The 20847-nt window shown below is 76.3% G+C and carries 8 protein-coding genes; all 8 read right to left on the bottom strand.

The genetic code is table 11. The features are described from left to right. Positions 1 to 12 precede the first annotated feature (12 nt). The 8 genes from DCW30_RS19450 to DCW30_RS19415 all read right to left on the bottom strand — a co-directional run bounded on the left by DCW30_RS19450 (position 13) and on the right by DCW30_RS19415 (position 20835). The gene (locus tag DCW30_RS19450) at positions 13 to 2112 is read right to left on the bottom strand and encodes a type I polyketide synthase (protein ID WP_076684496.1); all 2100 of its coding nucleotides are present in this window, start codon (positions 2110 to 2112) and stop codon (positions 13 to 15) included. Continuing rightward, positions 2109 to 5393 (bottom strand): non-ribosomal peptide synthetase, encoded by a 3285-nt coding sequence (locus DCW30_RS19445; RefSeq protein WP_076684498.1) that lies wholly within the window; start codon positions 5391 to 5393, stop codon positions 2109 to 2111. Before DCW30_RS19445 ends, DCW30_RS19450 begins: the two co-directional genes overlap by 4 nt. 5 nt (positions 5394 to 5398) lie before the next feature. Further along, entirely contained in the window at positions 5399 to 9514 is a 4116-nt protein-coding gene (locus DCW30_RS19440) for a non-ribosomal peptide synthetase (protein ID WP_076684499.1), read from the bottom strand. Beyond that, complete coding sequence (locus DCW30_RS19435; RefSeq protein WP_076684502.1) at positions 9511 to 14184, bottom strand: non-ribosomal peptide synthetase; 4674 nt, start codon at positions 14182 to 14184, stop codon at positions 9511 to 9513. Before DCW30_RS19435 ends, DCW30_RS19440 begins: the two co-directional genes overlap by 4 nt. A 35-nt stretch (positions 14185 to 14219) precedes the next feature. Then, positions 14220 to 15299, bottom strand: coding sequence for a MupA/Atu3671 family FMN-dependent luciferase-like monooxygenase (locus DCW30_RS19430; protein ID WP_076684504.1), 1080 nt, complete (start codon positions 15297 to 15299; stop codon positions 14220 to 14222). Continuing rightward, complete coding sequence (locus DCW30_RS19425; protein WP_076684506.1) at positions 15284 to 19201, bottom strand: AMP-binding protein; 3918 nt, start codon at positions 19199 to 19201, stop codon at positions 15284 to 15286. The genes DCW30_RS19430 and DCW30_RS19425 overlap by 16 nt, the downstream gene beginning before the upstream one ends. Then, complete coding sequence (locus DCW30_RS19420) at positions 19194 to 20540, bottom strand: MFS transporter (RefSeq protein WP_076684508.1); 1347 nt, start codon at positions 20538 to 20540, stop codon at positions 19194 to 19196. Before DCW30_RS19420 ends, DCW30_RS19425 begins: the two co-directional genes overlap by 8 nt. An 88-nt stretch (positions 20541 to 20628) precedes the next feature. Then, positions 20629 to 20835: an MbtH family protein gene (locus DCW30_RS19415; RefSeq protein ID WP_076684510.1), complete on the bottom strand. Its 207-nt coding sequence runs from the start codon at positions 20833 to 20835 to the stop codon at positions 20629 to 20631. Between the last annotated feature and the right edge of the window lie 12 nt (positions 20836 to 20847).

The raw sequence follows: 20847 nt of genomic DNA, 5'->3' as shown, positions 1-20847 counted from the left end.
CTGCCCACCCCCCTACTCCGCCTCGAACTCCGAGAGAAGGGCGTCCAGCGAGTCCTCCGCCGCGTCCTGCTCCGCGGACCCGACGATGCGCTTCGCCAGTTCCTGGAGGGGCAGCTCCTCCAGGAACACGGTGATCGGCACGTCGATGCCGAACTCGTCCCGCAGCCTGCCGACCAGGTGGACCGCGGTGAGCGAGTCGCCGCCCGCCGCGAAGTACGTCGTCTCCGGGCCCACGGCGCCCTCCAGGCCGAGTGCTTCGGCGAGGACCCCCAGCACCGCTGCCGTCGGGTCCTCCTCGCCGGGGGCCGTCGCCGGTTCCGGTCGCTCGGGCCGGTGGTCCAGCGTCAGCGCGCCGTGGCTCTCTCCCGCGAACGGGTACGTCGGCAGGCTCACCCTGCGGCCTTCCCTCAGCGTCTCCGGCCACGGGACCGAGCCGCCCTTCAGCCACAGCTCCCCGAGGCCGCGCAGTCCGTCCTCGTCGGGGGCGTCGCCGTCGCCGCCCGCGTCGCGGCCCTCCGCGAGCGCGGTCAGGCGGTCGGCGGCCTCCGCCGGGTCCGACGCCAGGACGTAGGCGCGTACGTCCATGGGGGTGCGGCCCGTGCGCAGGGTGTACGCGGTGTCCGCGAGGGACGGGGCGTCCGGGGCGCGCAGGGCCGTGGCGAGGCGTGCCGCCAGGGCTTTCAGGGCCGGCTCCGTGCGCGCCGACAGGGCGAGGATCTCCCTGCGGGGAGCCGTCTTCGTACCGCGGCGCTCCGGCGCCTGCTCCAGGACCACGTGCACGTTCGTGCCGCCGATGCCCAGCGAGCTGACCCCCGCGCGGCGCACGCCGTCCGCCGGGAGCGGCCACGGGGCCGCGCCGTCCACCACGCGGAAGGGGGTGGCGTCCATGCGCAGGTCCGGGTGCGGGCGCGAGACGTTGACCGTGGGGGCCAGCGTGGCGTGCTCCAGCATCAGCACCGCCTTGATGAGCGAGGCCACCCCCGCCGCCGCGTCCAGGTGGCCGATGTTCGACTTGACCGAGCCGATGCCGATGCCGCCCGGGGAGCCGTCGGGGCCGCCGAACGCCGCTGTGGCCGCCGCCAGTTCGATGCGGTCGCCCAGCTCGGTGGCCGTGCCGTGCGTCTCCACGTACTGGGCCGCCGACGGTGCGAGGCCCGCCGCCGACCAGGCCTCGACGATCGCCGCCGTCTGCTGTTCGACGCCGGGGGCGGTGAAACCGACCTTCGTGGCGCCGTCGTTGGTCAGCGCGCTGCCCCGGATGACCGCGCGGACCGGGTCGCCGTCCGCGAGCGCGTCCGCGAGGCGGCGCAGGACCACCACGCCCACGCCGCTGCCGGGCACCGTGCCGCCCGCCCGCTCGTCGAAGGGGCGGCAGCGGCCGTCCGCCGAGAAGATGCCGCCCTCGTAGTGGACGTACCCCTGTCTGCGTACGGAGTCGACGCTGACGCCGCCCGCGAGCGCGGTGTCGCACTCGCCGAGGAGCAGCGCCTGTGCGGCGAGGTGGACGGCGGTGAGCGAGGTCGAGCAGGCCGTCTGGACCGTCAGGCTCGGTCCTTCGAGGCCCAGGCGGTAGGAGATCCAGGGGGCGAGGAACTCGCGGTCGGTGAGGATGCGGATCTGCATCGCCCCGACGGACGCGGCGAGGCGGCGGTCCGTGTGCGCGGCCAGCATGTGCTCGGTGGGGCTGCCGCCGACGTACACGCCGGTGCGGACGGGCACCGCGAGCGGGTCGTGGCCCGCGTCCTCCAGGGCCGCCCAGGCGGTTTCGAGCAGGACGCGGTGCTGGGGGTCGAGGGCGGCGGCCTCGGTGCGGTTGAAGCCGAACAGCTCGGCCTCGAAGCGGTCGGCGTCGGCGAGGTAGCCCTTGGCGGGGACGTGGTCGGCGCGGCGCAGCTCCTCCGGGTCCGCGCCGTCGGCCAGGAGTTCGGCCTCGGTGAAGTCGGTGATGGCGCAGACGCCGTCGCGGAGGTTGGCCCAGTACGCGTCCAGGTCGGGGGCGCCGGGGAACCGTCCGCTCATCCCGACGACCGCGATCGCCGAGTCGTGTCCGGGGTCGGCGTCGGTATCGGCGGCCGGGTCGGACGCGAGGTCCCGGGGTGCTGGCTCGGTCATCGTGACGTGCCCTTTCTGGAGCGGAGCCGCTGTGCGGCGGCGTGCTGGCGTGCGCGGCGGTCGCCGCCCCTGCGCTCGGCCGCCGTGGTGGTGGCGCTCTCGCCCGCGGTGGCGGGCGTCCCGTCCGGCCGGACGTCGTCGTCGGCGCGGTCGAGGCGGGCCGCGAGCGCGGCGACCGTGGGGTGGCGGAACAGGTCGACCATGGTGAGGTCGTCACCGGCGGCGTCCGCCCGGTCCCGCAGGGCGTCGAGGACGCTCAGCAGCCGGACCGAATTGCCGCCGAGGTCGAAGAAGTTGTCGTGGACGCCGACGCGGTCCAGGGTCAGGACGCGGGCCCACACCTCGGCGACGTGCCGTTCCGTCGCCGTGCCCGGCGCGGTGTAGGGGCGGCCGGCCTCCTGCCGCTCGGCGGCCGGTTCCGGCAGCCCGGCCCGGTCGATCTTGCCGGAGCGGTTGAGCGGCAGTTCGTCGAGGTGGACGTAGACCTCCGGCAGCATGTAGCCGGGGAGGCGTTCGCCGAGGTGGGCCCGGAGGGTGTCGTCCGAGGGGGCCGCCCCCTCCCGGTGCACGACGTACGCGACGAGCCGCTGCTCCGCCCCGCCGCCGCGCACGGCCGCCGCGGCGATCGCGACGTCCGGGTGGCCCGCGAGCAGGGCCTCGACCTCGCCCAGTTCGATGCGGATGCCGCGCAGCTTGACCTGGGAGTCGGAGCGGCCGAGGTAGTGCAGGCGGCCCCGGGCGTCGATCCTCGCGAGGTCGCCGGTGCGGTACATGCGGGAGCCCGGCGGGCCGTACGGGTCGGCGACGAAGCGTTCGGCGGTCATGCCGGGGCGGCCGATGTAGCCGCGGGCCAGTGAGGCGCCCGCGATGTAGACCTCGCCGGTCACGCCGGTGGGCACGGTGCGCAGCCGGGCGTCGAGGACGTGGACGCGGGAGCCGGGCACGGGGGCGCCGATCACCACGGGCTCGCCGGGTCGGAGGTCGGCGGTGGTGGCGTAGACGGTGGCCTCGCTGGGCCCGTAGGCGTTGACGATCCGGCGGCCCGGCTCGCTGAGCCGCTCGACGAGTTCGGCCGGGCAGGCCTCGCCGCCGACGGCGAGCGTCCGCAGGTGGGGCAGTCGCCCGTTGACGTCGGGCAGCAGCATCGCGGCGGACGGCGGCAGGAAGACGTACGTGATGCGGGAGTCCCGCAGCCGGGCGGCGAGGGCGTCGCCGAGCCGTTCGTCGTCCCGCGCGATGTGCAGCTCGGCGCCCGCCACCCAGGGGAAGAACAGGTCGGAGACGGCGACGTCGAAGCCGAACGACACGAACTGGAGCACCCGGTCGTCCGCCGTGACCGGGAACGCCGGGCGCACCGCCCGGGTGAGGTTCAGCAGCGCGCGGTGCTCGACGGCGACACCCTTCGGGACGCCCGTGGAGCCGGACGTGAAGAGGACGTAGGCGAGGTCTTCGGGGGCGGGGGCGGCCTGCGGCTCCGGCGCCGTGGGCGCGGGCGCCTCGTGGTCGTCCGCCCGCAGGCAGGGCGCCCCGAGGCCCGCCCCCTGCTCTGCCGTCTCCTCCGCCGTGACGAGCAGGCCCGTGCCGGACGCCTCGATCATGTGCGCGAGGCGGGCGTGGGGGTGGGCCTGGTCGAGCGGTACGTACGCGCCGCCGGCCCGCAGCACCGCGAGGGCCGCGACGCCCATCTCCGCCGAGCGGGGCAGCAGCAGTCCGACCCGGAAGCCGGGCCGCACACCGGCCGCGCGCAGGCGGGCCGCCAGCGTGTCCGCGCGCGCGAGCAGCTCCCGGTAGCTGAGGCGGACGTCTCCGCAGACCAGGGCGGTGGCGTCGGGGCGGGCCGCCGCGACGTCCGCGATCAGGTCGGGCACCAGGCGGTCCGTGGGCGCCGCCTCGGCCGTGCGGTCGGCGGCGGCCACCGCACGGCGGCGCTCGTCGTCCGGCACGGCGTCGAGGACGGCGAGGGGCGCGTCCGGGCGCGCGAGGGCCGCGTCCAGGAGGGCCCGGAAGTTGTGCGTCCAGGCGCGCACGGTGGCGGCCTCGAAGAGGTCGCGGCGGTAGATGAACTGCGCGGAGAGGTCACCGGCCGTGCCCCAGCGCTCGACGTGCAGATGGAAGTCGAACTTGGCGGTGTCCAGGTCGAGGACGACGCGCTCGACGCGGGCCCCGGTGAGCGCGAGGGACAGTTCGGTGTCGTCGTCGTAGGCGAAGACGAGCTGCACGACGGGGTCGTGGCTGGTGTCGCGGGCGGGCGCGAGGGTGTTCACGACGGACTCGAAGGGGGCGTCCTGGTGTGGCTGCCCGGCGAGCAGCGCGGCGCGGACGCGGTCGATCAGCTCGCCGTACGAGGGGTCCCCGGACAGGTCGACGCGGAGGGCCAGGGTGTTGGTCAGCATGCCGGCCATCTCCTGGAGCTCCGGCCGGTCGCGGCCGGACACCGGGAAGCCGATGACCAGGTCGTCGCGGCCGGTCAGCCGCCCGAGGAACGCGGCGTACGCGGCGAACAGCGCCATGAACGGCGTCGCGCCCCGGCTCCTGGCGACCTCGCCGAGGCGTCCGCGGGGCCCCGCGCCGAGGGGGAACCGCTCGCTGCCGCCCGCCGCCGTCCGTACCGCGGGGCGTGGCGCGTCCAGGGGCGGCGAGAGGACCTCGGGGGCGCCGCGCAGCCGCTCGGCCCAGTGGGCGACGGCCGCGGAGTAGGCGCCCGCGGCCTGGCGTTCGCGCTGCCAGGCGGCGTAGTCGGGGAACTGGAGGGGGAGTTCGGGCAGGTCGGCGCCCGCGTACGCCGTCGAGACGTCCCGCAGGATGACGCCGAGGGACCAGCCGTCGCAGACCAGGTGGTGGGCGACGAGCAGCACGCGGTGGCTGCCGTCGTCGACGGCGTACACGGTGCAGCGCAGCAGCGGGCCCGCCGCCGGGTCGAAGGGCCGTGCCGCCTCGGCCCGCATCAGGGCTTCCGCCTCGTCCGCGCGGACGTCCTTCTCGACCGTGAGGTGGGCGCGCCCGCTCGCTCGGACGATCTGCGCCTGCGTGCCGTCGGCGGCCGTGCGGAACACGGTCCGCAGGGACTCGTGCCGGGCGACGACGGCGTCGAGCGCGCGGGTGAGCGCGCCGAGGTCGAGGGGGCCGTGCACGGCGAAGGCGGCGGGCACGTTGTACTGGGCGGTGCCGGGGTTCATGCGGTCGAGGACCAGGAGGCGGCTCTGGGCGTCGGAGACGGGGAACTCGTACTCCTCGGCCTCCGCCGACGGCGCCTCGGCGGTGGCCGGTCGTTCTGCGTCCACTGTTCTCACTCTCCCGGGAGGGGGACTTCGGGGCCCTGCGGGAGGGCGGTTTCGATGGCGGTTTCCAGGGCTGCGGCGATCCGCGCGGCCGGTTCCGCGTCCAGCACCTCCGCGTGGGCGCAGGCCAGTTCGTGGACCTCCACGGCCGTGGCCGCGCGACGCCACGCCCCGGCCTTCGCTTCGGTCGGGACGGCCTCCGGGTCACGGGTGGCGGCGAAGAGGGTGACCGTGCCGTCGTAGGGGGACGGAACCCAGCTCCGGCCCAGCTCCACGTGGCGGGCGATGGCTTCGCCCAGGGCGGTCAGACGGCGTTCGCCGATGCCGCGCAGGGCGACGCCCTCCTCGCGGAGGATGCGCCGGGCCTCCTCCCTCACCACGGCCTCGGCGAGCGGGGCGCGGGCCACCTCCGGCGGCTTCGGCATGGCGTCCACCACGGCGAGCAGCGCGACCTCCTCGCCCAGGGCCCGCAGCAGCACCGCCATCTCGTGCGCCACGGGCCCGCCGAAGGACCGCCCGAGGAGCAGGTAGGGGCCGTGGGGCCGGACGGAACGGACGTGGCCGACGTAGGTGGCCGCCAACTCCCGTACGTCCGCCGGGAGCGGCCCGTCGGGCTTCGAGAGGGCGGGGGCCTGGAGGGCGTACACGGGGCGGTCCTCACGCAGGTGCGGGAGCAGGGCCTTGTACGCCCAGCTCACGCCGAGGCCGGGGTGGACGCAGAACAGCGGCGTGCGGGCGCCTCCCGCGCGCAGGGTGAGCAGCGGGGCCAGGCTGTCCGCTCCCGCGCCCTCGGGAGCGGGGCCGTCCAGGCGGGCGATGAGTCCGGCGGGGGTCGGCGCCGCGAAGAGCGCGGCCACGGGCACGCGCACCTGCCAGGCCGCCTCGATCTTGTCCGCGAGCCGCAGCGCGCTCAGCGAGTGGCCGCCGGACGCGAAGAAGTCCGTGTCGGGCCCGGCGTCGGTGAGGCCGAGCACGTCGCCGAACAGGGCGCACAGCTCCTTTTCGCGGACCGTGGCGGGGGCGCGCGAGGTCTGCTCGACAGCGGTCGGTTCGGGCAGCGCGGCCCGGTCGGCCTTGCCGTGCGGGGTGAGCGGCACGGCGTCGACGCATACCCAGGCCGTGGGGAGGAGATGGGCGGGCAGGACGTGCGCGGCGGCGGCCCGTACCCGGGCCAGGGCGTCGGCGTCCCGAGCCGCGGCCCCACCGGCGGCTTCCGGGGCAGCGGCCCCACCGGCGGCTTCCCGGGCAGCGGCCCCACCGGCGGCTTCCCGGGCAGCGGCCGCACGGGGGGCTTCCGGGGCAGCAGCGGCACGGGTGGCTTCCCCTGCCCCCGGCTCCGCGTCCCCGGGCGCCCGTTCCTCCAGCACCACCCACGCCACGAGGCGCTTGCCGCCGTCCGGTGCGGGTCGCGCGGCCACGGCGGCGCGGGTCACCCCGGGGCAGGACGCGAGGGCCGCCTCCACCTCCGCCGGTTCGACGCGGAAGCCGCGGACCTTCACCTGGTCGTCCGCGCGGCCCGCGAAGGCGAGGCTGCCGTCGGGGTTCCGGCGCGCCAGGTCGCCGGTGCGGTACATCCGGGCGCCGGGCTCTCCGTACGGGTCGGCGACGAAGCGTTCGGCTGTGGCCGCGGGACGGCCGAGGTAGCCGTGGGCGAGTCCCGCTCCCGCGAGGTAGACCTCTCCCGCGCAGCCGTCGGGCACCGGGCGCAGCCGCGCGTCGAGCACGTGGGCGCGGGTGCCGTCCAGGGGCGTGCCGATCGGCAGCGGGCCGCCCGGCCGGAACCTCGGGACGCGGTGGGCCGTGGCGAAGACCGTGGCCTCGGTGGGGCCGTAGCCGTTCACCACGGCCGTGCCCGGACAGGCGTCCCGGACGCGGCGCACGGCTTCGGGGTCCACCACGTCGCCGCCGGTCCACACCTCGCGCACCGCGCTCAGCGACGCGGGCGCCAGGTCGGCCACCGTGCGGAAGAGTTCGGCCGTGAGCCAGAGCGCGGTGACGCCCCGCTCGGGCAGGACGCGGGCCAGCAGGTCGGGGGTGACGGGCTCGTCGGGGCAGACCACCACCGTGCCCCCGTTCAGGAGCGGGACCCACACCTCGTAGGTGGCGGCGTCGAAGGTGTGCGGGCTGTGCAGCAGCACACGGCGGTGCGGGCTCTCCCCGGCCTCGGTGACGGGGCGGGCGTCCGGTACGGGACCGGCCTCCCGTGCGCGACCGGCCTCCGGCACGCCCCCGGCCCCCCGTACGGGACCGGCGTCCCGGAAGCGGCTGTCCGCCGCCAGCTCCGCGATGGCCCGCTGCGGGACGACGACCCCCTTGGGCTCCCCGCTCGACCCGGAGGTGTACATCACGCACGCCGGGGCCTCGGGGTGCGAGCGGTCGACGAGTTCTGCCGCCTCCGTCGACTCGGCGGCCAGGTCGACGTGCCGTACTCCGGCGGGCAGTTCGAGGGACGGCTCACCCCGGCTCACCACGAGCCTCGCCGACGCCGCCCCCAGCAGCCGCCGCACCCGCTCCCCCGGCTGTGCCGGGTCCAGCGGCAGCCAGCACGCGCCCGCCTTGAGCACCGCGAGCTGGGCGACGACCAGGGACGGCGAACGGGGCAGCAGCAGGGCGACCGTGGCCCCCGGCGTCACGCCCGCCGCGACGAGCCGCCGGGCCAGCCGGCCGGAAGCGGCGTCGAGGTCCGCGTACGTGAGGACGTCGTCGCCGCTCTCCACGGCCGGCGCGTCCGGGGTGCGGGCCGCCCGGTCGGCGAACCGCGCGGTCACGGTGGCGGGCCCCGGCAGGGCCGCCGCCGGGGCCCCTGCGGCGCGCGCCAGCAGCTCGCGGTGCTCGGCGTCGGGGAGCACGTCGACCCGGTCGGCCGGCGCGGCGGGGTCACCGGCCAGCTGCTCGAAGGCGCGGACCACGCGGGCCGTGACCGCCTCCGCCGAGAGGCCGTACCGGCAGCCGACGGAGAGCAGCATCCGCTCCCCCGCGACGACGGCGAGCGTCACGGGGTAGTGGGTGGCGTCGCGGACGTCCCGTGCGCGCACGGTGTGCGGGCCGTCCGGCGTCTTCTCGGCGCCGCGCGGGAAGTTCTCGAAGGCGAGCACGGAGTCGAACAGCTCCCCCGCGCCCGCGCCGCCGGCGAGGCCCCGCCGCACCTCCGCCAGCCGCACGTGGTGGTACGGGACCAGCCGTGACTGCTCGTCCTGGACGCGGGCGAGGAGTTCCCCGACGGTCTCGCCGTCGCGGAGCCGTATCCGTACCGGCAGTGTGTTGATGAACAGGCCCACCATCTCCCCCGCACCGGGCAGGTCGTGCGGGCGGCCCGCGACGACGCCGCCGAAGACCAGGTCACGGCCGCCGGTCAGCCGGGCGAGCACCAGGGCCCAGGCGGTCTGCGCAAGGGTGTTGAGCGTGACGCCCGCTGCGGCGGCGCGCCGGGCGAGGGCCGCCGTCAGCTCCGCGGTGAGGTGCCGCCGGACCGTGTCCGGCTCCGCGGCGCCGTCCCCGTCGCGGGGCACGAGCGGCGCGGGGCGCTCCAGGCCCGCGAGGGCGTCGCGCCAGGCGGCCATGGCACGGCCCTGGTCCTGGCGGCTCAGCCAGAGCGCGTAGTTCCGGTAGGGCACGGCGGGCGGCAGGCTCTCGCCGGCGACCAGGGCCGCGAGGTCCCGTTCGAGGACGGGGACGGACCAGCCGTCAAGCAGGATGTGGTGGAAGGTGAGGACGAGTTCGCCCCCGTCGGCGCGGCGCAGGAACAGGGCGCGGAGCAGCGGCGGACGCGTCAGGTCGAAGCGGCGCGCGCGGTCGTCCGCGAGGAGTTCCTCGGTCCTCGCCTCCGCCTCGGCCGTTGGCAGCGTTGTCAGGTCGGCCTCCGTCCAGGGTGGCGTGACGGCGTGCGGGATGACCTGCACGGGGCGGTCGAGGCGGGCGTGCCGGAAGCAGGCGCGGAGGTTCGGGTGCCGTTCCAGGAGGGCGGCGAGCGCGCTGCGCAGCGCGCTCGCCGTGACGGCGGGGCCGGTGTGGAAGCGGGCCTGGACGACGTACGGGTCGGGCCCCTCGGTGTCCCGTACGGCGTGGAAGAGCAGGCCTTCCTGCACGGGGGTGAGCGGCAGGACGTCCGCGATGCGCCCGCTCACCGGTCACCCTCCGGCCCCGGCCCGAAGCCGCCCGGGGCACCCCGGTCGTCCAGGGCTCCCAGGTCGCCCGGGTCACCGTCGTCCAAGCCGTCGAGGCCGCCTTCGAGCAGCGCCAGTTGCTCCGCCGACAGGTCCACCAGCGGGAAGTCGGACGGGGTGGCGCCGACCGGGCCGCCCTCCCGCGTCTCGCGCGCCAGCACGGCGAGCGCTTCGCGCCACCGGCCCGCGAGTTCGCGGACCTCGTCCTTGGCGAGGACCCCTTCCGCGTACGAGAAGGTCGCCTCGATGAGGAGTCCGTCGGGGCCGTCCTTGGCCAGGGCGTCGATCTCCAGGGCGTGGCCCAGCGGCACGGCGCCGGGGCCGCCGTCGAGGAGTTCACCGCCCGCCGCGTCACCCGCGGTGAGGCGGCCGAGGTAGTTGAAACGGACGTCGGGCACCGGGAGTTCCGCGAGCTCCGCCGCCGTTCGCGGGTTGAGGTGGCGCAGGAGGCCCCAGCCGATGCCGCCGTTCGGCACCGACCGCAGCCGCTCCTTGACCGCCTTCAGGACCTCGCCGGCCGGTGTCTCGCCCGGCCGCCCCGCGTCGAGCAGGACCGGGTACTGCGTGGTGAACCAGCCGACCGTGCGGGAGACGTCCGCGGGCGCGGACAGTGCCTGCCTGCCGTGGCCCTCCAGGTGGACGAGCAGGCCGGCGCCCGTGCCCCGGTGGCGTACGGCCGCCGAGGCGAGCGCGGACAGGAGCACCGCGTCGGGGCCGCAGTTGTAGGCGGCGGGCAGGGCCGTCAGCGCCGCCTCGGTGAGGTCGGCGGGCAGCTCGACGGTGAGGGTGGCGCGGCGGGCCCCCGCGCCTTGCCCGCCGGCGATCCTGGCGTCGGCCGCGTCCTCCAGGGCCGTGCGCCACCAGCCCAGTTCGGCGGTCGCCTCGGGCCGCTCGGACTCCTCGGCGAGGAGATGTGCCCAGCGGTGGAAGGAGGTGCCGGGGGCGGCCTGAGCGGGGCCGCGCGGGGCCTCGGCGGGGGCGGCCAGCGCGGCGGCGAGCTCCGGCCCGATGACCCGCCAGGAGACGCCGTCGACCGCCAGGTGGTGCAGGGTCAGCAGGAGCAGGCCCGCGTGGTCCTGGCCCGCGTCCAGCCAGACCGCCCGCATCATCTCGCCGTCCTCGGGGGCGAGGCGCGTCCTCGCCGCGAGCCGCCGTGCCGTGGCCGGGGCGTCGTCGGCGGTGACCTCGACGCGCACGAGTGCGGCGCCGGCCGGCACCTCGCGCGCCACCTCGGCCTGGAGGTCCGCCGCGAGGAGCCGCGTCCGCAGGGCGCCGTGCCGCTCCGCGAGGCCGCGCACGGCCGCCCGGACACGCTCCGGGGCCGTGCCGGACGGCACGGGGAACACCATGGACTGCGTGAACGCCCAGGTGTCGCCGCCCTGGTCCAGCCACCACCGCATCACGGGCGTGAGCGGGAAGCGGCCCACTCCTGGGTCCGCCGCGTCCTCGCCGCCGCCCGCCGACGTCCGGGCGTGGAGCGCCAGTTGGGCGGGCGTGCGCAGCGTGAACACGTCGCGCGGGGCGAGGACGAGTCCGGCCGCCGATGCCTGCCCCGTGAGCTGGATGGCCATGATGCTGTCGCCGCCGAGCCGGAAGAAGTCGTCGTCGGCGCCCACTTCCTCGACGCCGAGGACCCGCGCGAACAGGCCGCACAGCTCCTTCTCGCGGGCCGACGCGGGTGCCCGTGACGCCGTGGCGGCGCGGGGTGCGGGCAGGGCCGCCCGATCGAGCTTGCCGCTGGGCGTCAGGGGGATCTCCGGCAGCTCCACGACGTCCGCCGGCACCATGTGGGCGGGCAGCCGGGTCGCCGCGTACGCGAGGAGGCCGCCCGCGTCGACGGTGTGGCCGGGGGCGGGGACCGCGTAGCCGGTGAGCTGCGGTCGGCCCGTCGTGTCGGTGCGGACGACGGCCGCGGCGCGGGCCACCGAGGCGTGCTCGGTGAGGACCGCGGCGATCTCGCCCGGCTCGACGCGCAGGCCGCGCAGCTTGACCTGTTCGTCGGTGCGGCCCAGGTAGTGCAGGGTGCCGTCGTCGTCGCGGTGGGCGAGGTCGCCGGTGCGGTACAGGCGGGAGCCGGGGGCGCCGTAGGGGTCGGCGACGAAGCGTTCGGCGGTGGCGGCGGGGCGGCCCAGGTAGCCGCGGGCCAGACCCGCGGACGCCAGGTACAGCTCGCCCGCGACGCCGGTCGGCACGGGGCGCAGCCGCTCGTCGAGGACGTGGACGGCGGTACCCGCGACCGGGGTGCCGAGGGGCGGCGCGACGCCGTCGGCGGCGAGCGGTCCCGAGAGGGTGGCGGCGACGGTGGCCTCGGTGGGCCCGTAGGCGTTGTGGAGGCGGCGGCCGTCGACGGCCCAGCGCTTCACCAGGTCGGGCGGGCAGGCCTCCGCGCCGACGGCGAGCACGCGCAGCGCCGGGTAGGGGCCATCGGGCACGCTCGCGAGGACGGAGGGCGGCACCATCGCGCAGGAGATCCGCCGCTCGGCGAGGACCCGGCCGAGCGCGTCTCCGGCGAGCGGCCCCGGCGGTGGCACCACGAGGGTGCCGCCGGGCCCGAAGGCCATGCACATCTCGGCCACGGAGATGTCGAACGCGGGTGAGCCGAGCTGGAGGACGCGTGCGCCGGCGTCCAGCGCGAGGCGTTCCGTGAGGCTGTGCGTGAGCGCGGCGATCCCGGCGTGGGTGACGACGACGCCCTTGGGGGCGCCGGTGGAGCCGGAGGTGTGGATGACGTAGGCGGGCCGGTCGGGCGCGAAGGGAACGTCGCCGACGGGCTCGCCCTCGTAGGCCCCTTCGTCGAGGACCAGGCGCGGCACGTCCGCATCGGGCAGTGCCCCCGCCGCGTCGGTGACGAGCAGCACGGGCGCCGCCTCGTCCAGCGCCCTGCGCAGGCGTTCGGCCGGGTAGTCGGGGTCGAGCGGCAGATAGGCGGCGCCCGCCCGCTGCACGGCGAGCGCGGCCACGACGGACTCCGCGCCCCGGCCCAGGGCGAGCGCCACGGTCCGTTCGGGACCCGCGCCGTGCCGGACGAGGAGGCCCGCCAAGCGGTCGACCCGGTCGGCGAGCCGGGCGTACGTGAGGCGCAGTCCGTCGGCTTCGACGGCGGGGGCGTCGGGGGTGCGGGCGGCGTGCCGGGCGACCGTGTCGGGCAGCGACTCGGGGGCGGGGGCCGCCGGGCCCTCGGCCAGGGCGAGCAGACGGCGGCGCTCGGCCGCGGGCGCCATGTCGAGGTCGTGCAGCAGCGCGGACGGGTCGGCGGTGACCTGGCCGAGCAGGGCGAGATAGCTGTCCGCCCAGCGGGCGACCGCCTCGGGCGAGAAGAGGTCCGTGCGGATCTCGAAGCTGCCGTCCATACCGTCGCCGCTGTCGCGCACCACGCCGACGAGGTCGTGCTCGCCGCCGGTGTGGATGCGCTCGGGCTCGGCGAACTCCCGCACGGCCGAGACGCTCGGCTGCTCCGTGAGGTGCATGAACACCCACTGGAACAGCGGGGAGCGGCCCGCGCTGCGCTCCGGCGCGGCGGCCGAGACGATGCGGCCCACCGGCAGGTCGGCGTTGGCCATCAGCTCGGGGAAGTCGGCGCCGAAGCGGGCGAGGACGTCCGCGAAGGAGTCGCCGTCGGCGATGCGCCAGCGGGTCGGCACGGCGTTCATGACGTAGCCGATGACCTGGTCGAGGCCCTTGGCCGAGCGGTTCGCGACGGGGGTGCCGAGCACCAGGTCGCGGGCGCCGGACACGCGGTGGGCGAGGACCGCGAAGGCCGTCATCAGGACGACGTACACCGAGGCGCCGCGCTCGCGGGCCAGGGCGCGCACGGCCCGCGTGGTCTCCGCGTCGACGCGGAAGCGGATCTGGACGATGCCGTCCTCGCCGGCCTCCGGGCTGCCGTGGCCCGGCACGGTCAGCGGGCCCGGCGGCTCGGCGAGGTAGCGGCGCCAGAAGTCCAGGCGGGCGCCGAAGACCCCGGCGGCCTCCAGCTCGCCCTGCCAGGAGGCGAAGTCGGCGTACTGGATGACCGGGCGGCTCAGCTTCGGTTCGACGCCGTCGCGGACGGCGCGGTAGGCCTCGGCGAACTCCGTCTGCAGGACGTCGAAGGACCACCAGTCGGTGATGATGTGGTGCAGGCTCAGCATCAGCGTCGTACGGGAGTCGTCGACGCGTACGAAGCGGCCCCTGATGAGGCGTTCGGAGCCCAGGTCGAAGGGGCGGCGGCGGAAGGCGCGGAAGGCCTGCTCGATGGTGGTGCCGGTGCCGCGCAGGTCCTCGCGCTCCAGGACGAAGGGGCCCTCGTCGGGGAAGTCGACGCGCGGGTCGTCGGCCGTGCCGGAGATCCGGGTGCGCAGGATGTCGTGGTGGTTCTGGACCAGGGTGAGCGCGGCCTCCAGGTGGGCGGGCTCGACCGGGCCTTCCTCCGCGTCGAAGTGGTAGGCGCAGCAGAGGTTGAGGGCCGGGGTGCCGGGATACAGCGACTCGTACACCCACAGGTCCCGCTGGGCGGGGCTGAGCGGGACCGTGCCGGAGGCGTCGCGCGGCGGCACGGCCGCGGGGATCTCGCGGGCCCGGCCCGCCTCGACGAGGCGGCGCATCAGCCGCACCCGCTGCTCGCCGCTGAGGGCGCCGAAGCGGTCGGCCATGGAGGGCCGGCCAGGGGTCGAAGGCTGGTTCGGGGTCACTGTGCGGCCTCTCTCAGCTCGGCGAGGCGGTGCAGCCCCGCGAGTACCTCGTCGCGTCCGATGCCGAAGTCGATGAAGCAGGCCACCTCGTCGACGCCCAGGTCGCGCAGGTCGGCCAGCATCTTGGCGCAGTGGCCGGGCGAGCCGAGCAGGCTGCCCCAGTTCAGATAGCGGCGGTAGGCGAACTCCGCGAGCATGGCGTGCTGTTCGCCCGTCAGCTCGGCGCTCCCTGCGGCCTGCTCGGCACGGTTGGCGGCGGTCTGGCGCAGGTACGAGCCGAGGTAGGCCTTGAGCGGGGCGGCGGCGAGGCGGTGCACCTCGGCGTCGTCGGCGCCGACGTAGGTGTGCGCCATCAGCGTGACGCGGCCGTGCGCGTCGGTGCCCGCCTGGTCGGGGGCGGCGGCGCAGGCGGCGCGGTAGCGGGCGATCTTCCCGGCCAGTTCGTCCCTGCTCTGCCCGACGGTCGCGCCGAGCACCCCGGCGCGCAGCCGCCCGGCCGCCTCCCAGGTCTCGGGGTTGCCGGAGGTGGTGACCCACAGCGGCAGTCGGCGCTGGACGGGCCGGGGCTGCGGCACGACGGCGACCGGCTGCCCGGTGCCGTCGGGGTACTCGGCCGGTTCGCCCGCCCACAGGCGGCGCAGCTCGGGGATGGTGCGCAGGGTGCGCTCCCTGCGGTCCGCGTAGTGGCCGGGGGCGAGGGTGAAGTCGGCGGAGTGCCAGCCGGTGGCGACGGAGAGGCCGACCCTGCCGTGCGAGAGGTTGTCGACGACCGCCCAGTCCTCGGCGACCTTCAGCGGGTGGTGCAGGGGCAGGACGACGCTGCCGGCGCGGATGCCGATGCGCTCGGTGGCGACGGCGAGGGCGGCGCCGAGCACGGGCGGGCTGGGGAAGACCTGGCCGACCTGCTGGAAGTGGCGCTCGGGGGTCCAGAGGGCGTGGAAGCCGAGCCGGTCGGCGGTGCGGGCGACGGTGAGGATGTCCTCGTACGTCCGCGCGTGGCCCCCCGCCCCGGGTTGTGGAGCGGTCCCCGGCGCGGCGCCGCTGTCCGCGCCGAAGAACATCACGCTGAGGTCCACGGTCTCTCCTCCTGCTGCCTGCCGAGGTGGCTCTGCTGGTCCTGCTGCCGGGGCACGCGGGGGCGCCGGGGTATGGGGGCCGGAGCGGGCGCGGCCGCGGCGGGGGCGCGCTCCAGTTCGGCGGCGAGGGCGGCGACGGTGGGCGCGGCGAAGAGCTGCGCGGCCGTCGCGGTCCGTGCGGCGGTGGTGAGGCGGGCCGCGACGCGCACGGCGCGCAGCGAGTTGCCGCCCAGGGCGAAGAAGTCCTCGTCACGGCCCACGTCGGGGACGCCGAGGACGTCGCGCCAGACGGCGGCGATCTCCCGTTCCAGCGGGGTGGCGGGTTTGGCGCCGGGCGTCTTCGCCGCCGCCGGCGCGGCGATGGCGTCGCTCTGGTCCGCCGTGCGCGGTGGCCCGGTGGCGATCAGCTCCCGGAGCCGGGTGTCCGGCGCGGCGGCGGCCGTCTCCAGGGCCTGGGGCAGCGCGTCGGCGAGCCAGGCCACGAAGCGCTCCTCCAGGCTTCCGGAGCGGTACTCGAAGGTGAGCGTCAGGCCCTCGGGGGCGCCGCCGGGGCCGGTCTCCTCGGTGACGTCCACGAGGAGTTCGAAGCGGGCCTCGCCGGTGCGCACCACCTCCACCCCGGCGTCGGCGCCGGGCAGGCCGACCTCGGCGCGGGCGTTGTTCTGCAGGGCGAGGACGACGTCCGTGAACGGCTGCCTGCCGGGTGTCCGCGCCGGGTTGAGCTCGCCCACGACGTCCTCGAAGGGCACGTCCTGGTGGGCGAAGGCGGCGAGGTCGGCCTCCTTGACCCGGGCGAGCGCCTGCCGTGCGGTGGGGTCGCCCGAGAGGTCGGTGCGCAGCACGAGCATGTTCACGAAGAACCCGACGGCGTCCTCGACGCCGCCGTCCGCCGCGCGCCCGGCCACGGGTGCGCCGATCGCCAGGTCCTCGCCCGCGCCCGCCCGTACGAGGGCCGCGGCGAGGGCGGTGTGCAGGGCCATGAAGAGGGTGGCGCCCTGGGCGCGGGCGGCGTCCAGCAGCCGGGCGTGGGCCTCCGCGCCGAGCCGCCGCACGAGGGTGGCCGCGGCGGGGCCGGGCACGGCGGGGCGGTCCTGGCGTCGGGGGACGAGGGGGCCGCCGGGGGCGAGCCCGCTCAGCCGCTGCCGCCAGTACGCGATCTGCCGTGCCGCGAGCGACTCCGGGTCGGCCGGGGCGCCGACACGGGCGGCCCGGCGGCGGGCGTGCTCGGCGTACGGGACGGGGAGCGGCGGCAGCACGGGGCCGTCCGGGACGGCGGTGGTCCGCGCCGTGTAGGCACGCGTGAGGTCGCGGAAGAGCGGGGCCAGGGACCAGCCGTCGCCCGCGATGTGGTGCGCCAGGACGAGCAGCGCGTGCTCGCCGGGCCGCTCGCGCACGCTGAACAGGGCCGCGCGCACGGGCGGTTCGCCCCGCAGGTCGAAGCGGCGCCGGACGGCGTCCCGTAGGGCTGCGTCCAACTCCTGCTCCCCGACAACCACTTGGCGGAACGGCGGCCGGGCGGCGGGCCCGTCGAGCACGCGCCGCACCGGGGCGCCGTCCACCTCGTCGAAGACGGTGCGGAGCACTTCGTGCCGCTCGGCCACGTCGCCGAGCGCGTCGGCGAGGGCGTCCGCGTCGACCTCGCCCCGCAGCCGCACCAGCATGGGCAGGTTGTACGCGACTCCGGCGCCGAGCCGGTCGAGGAACCAGAGGCGGGCCTGCGCGGGCGAGACGGGCAGCGGGGCCGCGGCGTCCACGGTCTCGCGCGGCGGGGCCTCGGGGGCCTTCGGCATCCTGGCCGCCGCGTCGACGTGCGGGGCGAGCGCGGCGGGGGTCGGCGCGTCGAAGAGCGTACGCAGGTCCAGCTCGGCGCCGAGCGTGGCGCGGACGCGGCCGAGTACCCGGGCGGCCAGCAGGGAGTGGCCGCCCAGGGCGAAGAAGTCGTCGTCGGCGCCGGCCTCCGGGACGTGCAGGACGTCGGCGAACAGGGCGCACAGCGCGCGGACCGTCTCGCCGTGGGCGTGCCCGGTGCCGGCTCCTGCGGTGGTCGTGGCCGGGCGGGCGCGGGGCGGCTCAGGGAGCGCGGCGCGGTCCAGCTTGCCGCTCGGGGTCAGCGGCAGGGCGTCCAGGACGACGAAGGCCGCGGGCACCAGGTACTCGGCGAGCCGCTGCTCCGCGTGGGCCCGCAGCCCGGCCTCCGTGGGCGGCCGGGAGCGGTCGCCGCCGGGCACCACGTACGCGACGAGCCGCCGCTCCCCGTCCGTGTCGGCGCGGGCGGCCACCACGGCGGCACGGTCGACCGCGGGGTGGCCGGTGAGCACGGCCTCGACCTCGCCGGGCTCCACGCGGAAGCCGCGGATCTTGACCTGGTCGTCGGCGCGGCCGAGGTACTCGAGGACTCCGTCGGGGCGGCGGCGGGCCATGTCCCCCGTGCGGTAGAGGCGTTCACCGGTCGCGGAAGGCGCGGCCACGAAGCGTTCGGCGGTCAGGGCGGCGTCGCAGTAGCCGCGGGCGACACCCGCCCCGGCCGCGTACAGCTCGCCCCGCTCGCCGTCGGGGACCGGCCGCAGCCGCTCGTCGAGCACGTGGAGGCGCTTGCCGTTCAGCGGCTCGCCGATCGGCACGGGGCGGCCGTCGCGGACGTCTTCGGGGGTGATCCGGTGGACGGTGAGGAAGACCATGCACTCGACGGGGCCGTAGCCGTTGCTCAGCCGGAGGCCCGGATGCCGCTCCAGGGCGCGGGCCACGTGCGGGGGCGAGAGCGCCTCGCCGCCGACGATCAGCTCCCGCAGCCCGGCGATGGCCTGTGGGTACTCGTCGACCACGACGTTGAACAGCGACCCGGACAGGTACATCGACGTCACGCCGTGCGCCGCGACGAGCCGGGCGATCACCACGGGGTCGGGGCGGCGCCCCGGGTGCAGCACGCAGGCGCCGCCGCCGAGCAGCGGCCCCCACAGCTCCAGCGCGAACGCGTCCCACGACACGGGCGCGCACTGCAGCCAGACCGCGCCGGGCCCGAACGAGGCGAAGCCCTGCCCCGTCAGCGTGGCGGTCACCGCGCGGTGCGGGGCGACGATGCCCTTGGGCCGCCCGGTCGACCCGGAGGTGAACATCACGCAGGCCACGTCGTCCCCCGCCACGGCGACGGCCCCGCGAGGCAACGGGTCCGCCTGGGCGGCGTCCTCTACGAGGATGAGGACGGGGGCGACTTCGCCCGGGGGCGAGGCTTCGGCCGAGGGCGCGGGCACGACGTGAGGGCCGGGCACGGCTGCGGGCGAGGCCACGGCTTCGGGTGCGGGAGCCGCTTCGGGCGAAGCCACCGCATCGGGGCCGGGCACCGCTTCGGGCGCGGGCACGGGCACGACTGCGGGACCGGGCACGGCTGCGGGCGAGGCCACGGCTTCGGGTGCGGGAGCCGCTTCGGGCGAAGCCACCGCATCGGGGCCGGGCACCGCTTCGGGCGCGGGCACGGCTTCGCGTGCGGAAGCCGCTTCGGGGCCGGGCACAACTTCGGGCGAAGCCACGGCTTCGGGTGCGGGAGCCGCTTCGGGCGAGGGCGCCGCTTCGGTCCACAGCCCCGGCGGCGCGTCCCGCCGGGCGAGGACCGCCGTCACCCCCGCGTCCGCGGCCATGTCACGCAGCCGCGCCGGGGGGAAACCGGGGTCGAGCATCACGTACCCGGCCCCGGCCTTGAGCGTGGCGAGGACCGCGACGGCCAGTTCCGCGGAGCGCTCCAGACAGACGCCCACGGTGTCTCCGCGCGTCACGCCGCGCGCCACGAGCAGGCCCGCCAGCCGGGCCGCCGCCGCGTCGAGTCCGGCGTAACTCAGCCTTTCCTCCCCGTACACGAGGGCGGTCGCGTCGGGCGTCCGTGCCGCCCGCTCCTCGAAGAGCTCATGCACGCACCGCGTCGTCATCCTTCTCACCCCCCTCGGCCGTCGGCCCGCCCGGCTCGGCGGGGGTGTCGTCGATGTCCGGCAGCAGGACGTCGATGTCTCTGATCGAACGGCTCGCGAGACCCCACAGCGCCACCGCGAGCCCCGCCACGCCCGCGAGGAAGAGCATCCCGGCCATGCCGCTGCCGGGGCCGTCGCCGAACAGGGGGCCGATGAGCACGAAGACCCCCGCCCCGTCGGCGGCCTGCGGTTCGAAGACGTGGTCGGCGAGCGGCCCGGAGACCGCCGTGGCCACCGGCACGGAGATCTGCGAGAGAAACATGACCGCGCCGAAGACCCTGCCCTGCCACTCGTGGGGCACCTTGGTCTGCACGATCGCCTGCATCGAGGCGTTGACGAGCGTCATGAGCAGCGAGCCGAGCAGCATGGCCGCGCACCAGCCGGCGACGCCGCCGGCCAGGGACATCGCGAGCTGCGCCGTCAGGCACATGCCGACGATGCCGAGCATCATGCCCCTGCCGCGGTTCTTCGGCCCGCCCCAGGCGGCCATCAGCAGTCCGCCGACGACACCGCCGACGCCGATCGCGCTGTTCACCGCGGCGAGCGCGCCGTTGCCCGACTTCAGCAGGACCATGGGCTGGATGACGGCGAAGCCGAAGACCATGACGAGGTTGACCGTGCAGAAGTTCACGGTCATGTCGCGCAGGCTCGCGTGCCGGAAGAGGTAGCGGAGCCCGTCGACGGCCTCCGCGGTGATCTTCGTACGGGGTGCTCCCGCGCCCTCGGGGACCTTGTCGCCCCTCATGCGGACGATGCGCACGCCGATCAGCGCGAAGGCGTAGCTGGCCAGGTCGATGACGAGGACGGCGCCGATGCCGGAGAGGGCGACCATGACGCCGCCGAGCGCGGGGCCGCAGATGCCCGCGGCGCTCCTGGCCCCGGCCAGCAGGCCGTTGGCACGGCCCAGTTGGTCCTTGCGCACCAGGAGCGGCACGGCGGCGGTGAGCGCGGGGAGCTGGAACGCCGCGGAGACGCCGAGCAGGACGGTGGCCGGATAGACCTGCCACGGTTCGAGCCCGCCGCCGAAGAAGTGGACGAGGGTGAGGGCTCCGACGGTGAGGAGTCCGCCGATGTCGGCGATCTGCAGGGCCGACCGTTTGCGGATACGGTCGATTATCGCGCCTGCGAACGGGCTGAACAGCGCCTGCGGGAGCAGGGCGCAGAGAGACAGCGCGGTGACGGCGGTCGCCTGCTCGCCGCTCGACCAGACCTCGATAATGAAAGCGAATCTGAGAACGGCGCTTCCGACCAGTGAGACGGCCTGTCCGGACCAGACGAGCAGCAAGGGGCCCGCGTCACTGAAACGCCCTGACTGCCCCTTTACTCCTGCCGCCGCTTTCGCATTTCGTTCTTCTCCGGCGCGTTCGGCCACGTCAGGAACCGGATATCAGGCTCGCCGGACGCATGTCCGTCCAGCTCCGCTCCACATAGGCCAGTGAATCGGCCCGTGAACTCGCCTCTTGTGCCACCTCCCAGCCCGCCGGCACGTCGAGCGGCGCGGGCCAGAGGGCGTGCTGGTTCTCGTCGTTGACGAGCACCAGATATTGACCACTCTCATCTTCGAATGGATTCCCCGCCATTTACCTTGAACC

The organism is Streptomyces alfalfae, from assembly GCF_004127445.1.
Classification (GTDB): Bacteria; Actinomycetota; Actinomycetes; order Streptomycetales; family Streptomycetaceae; genus Streptomyces; species Streptomyces alfalfae.
Note: the sequence above shows the minus strand (reverse complement) of the source record. Positions and strands in the feature narration are given on the sequence as shown.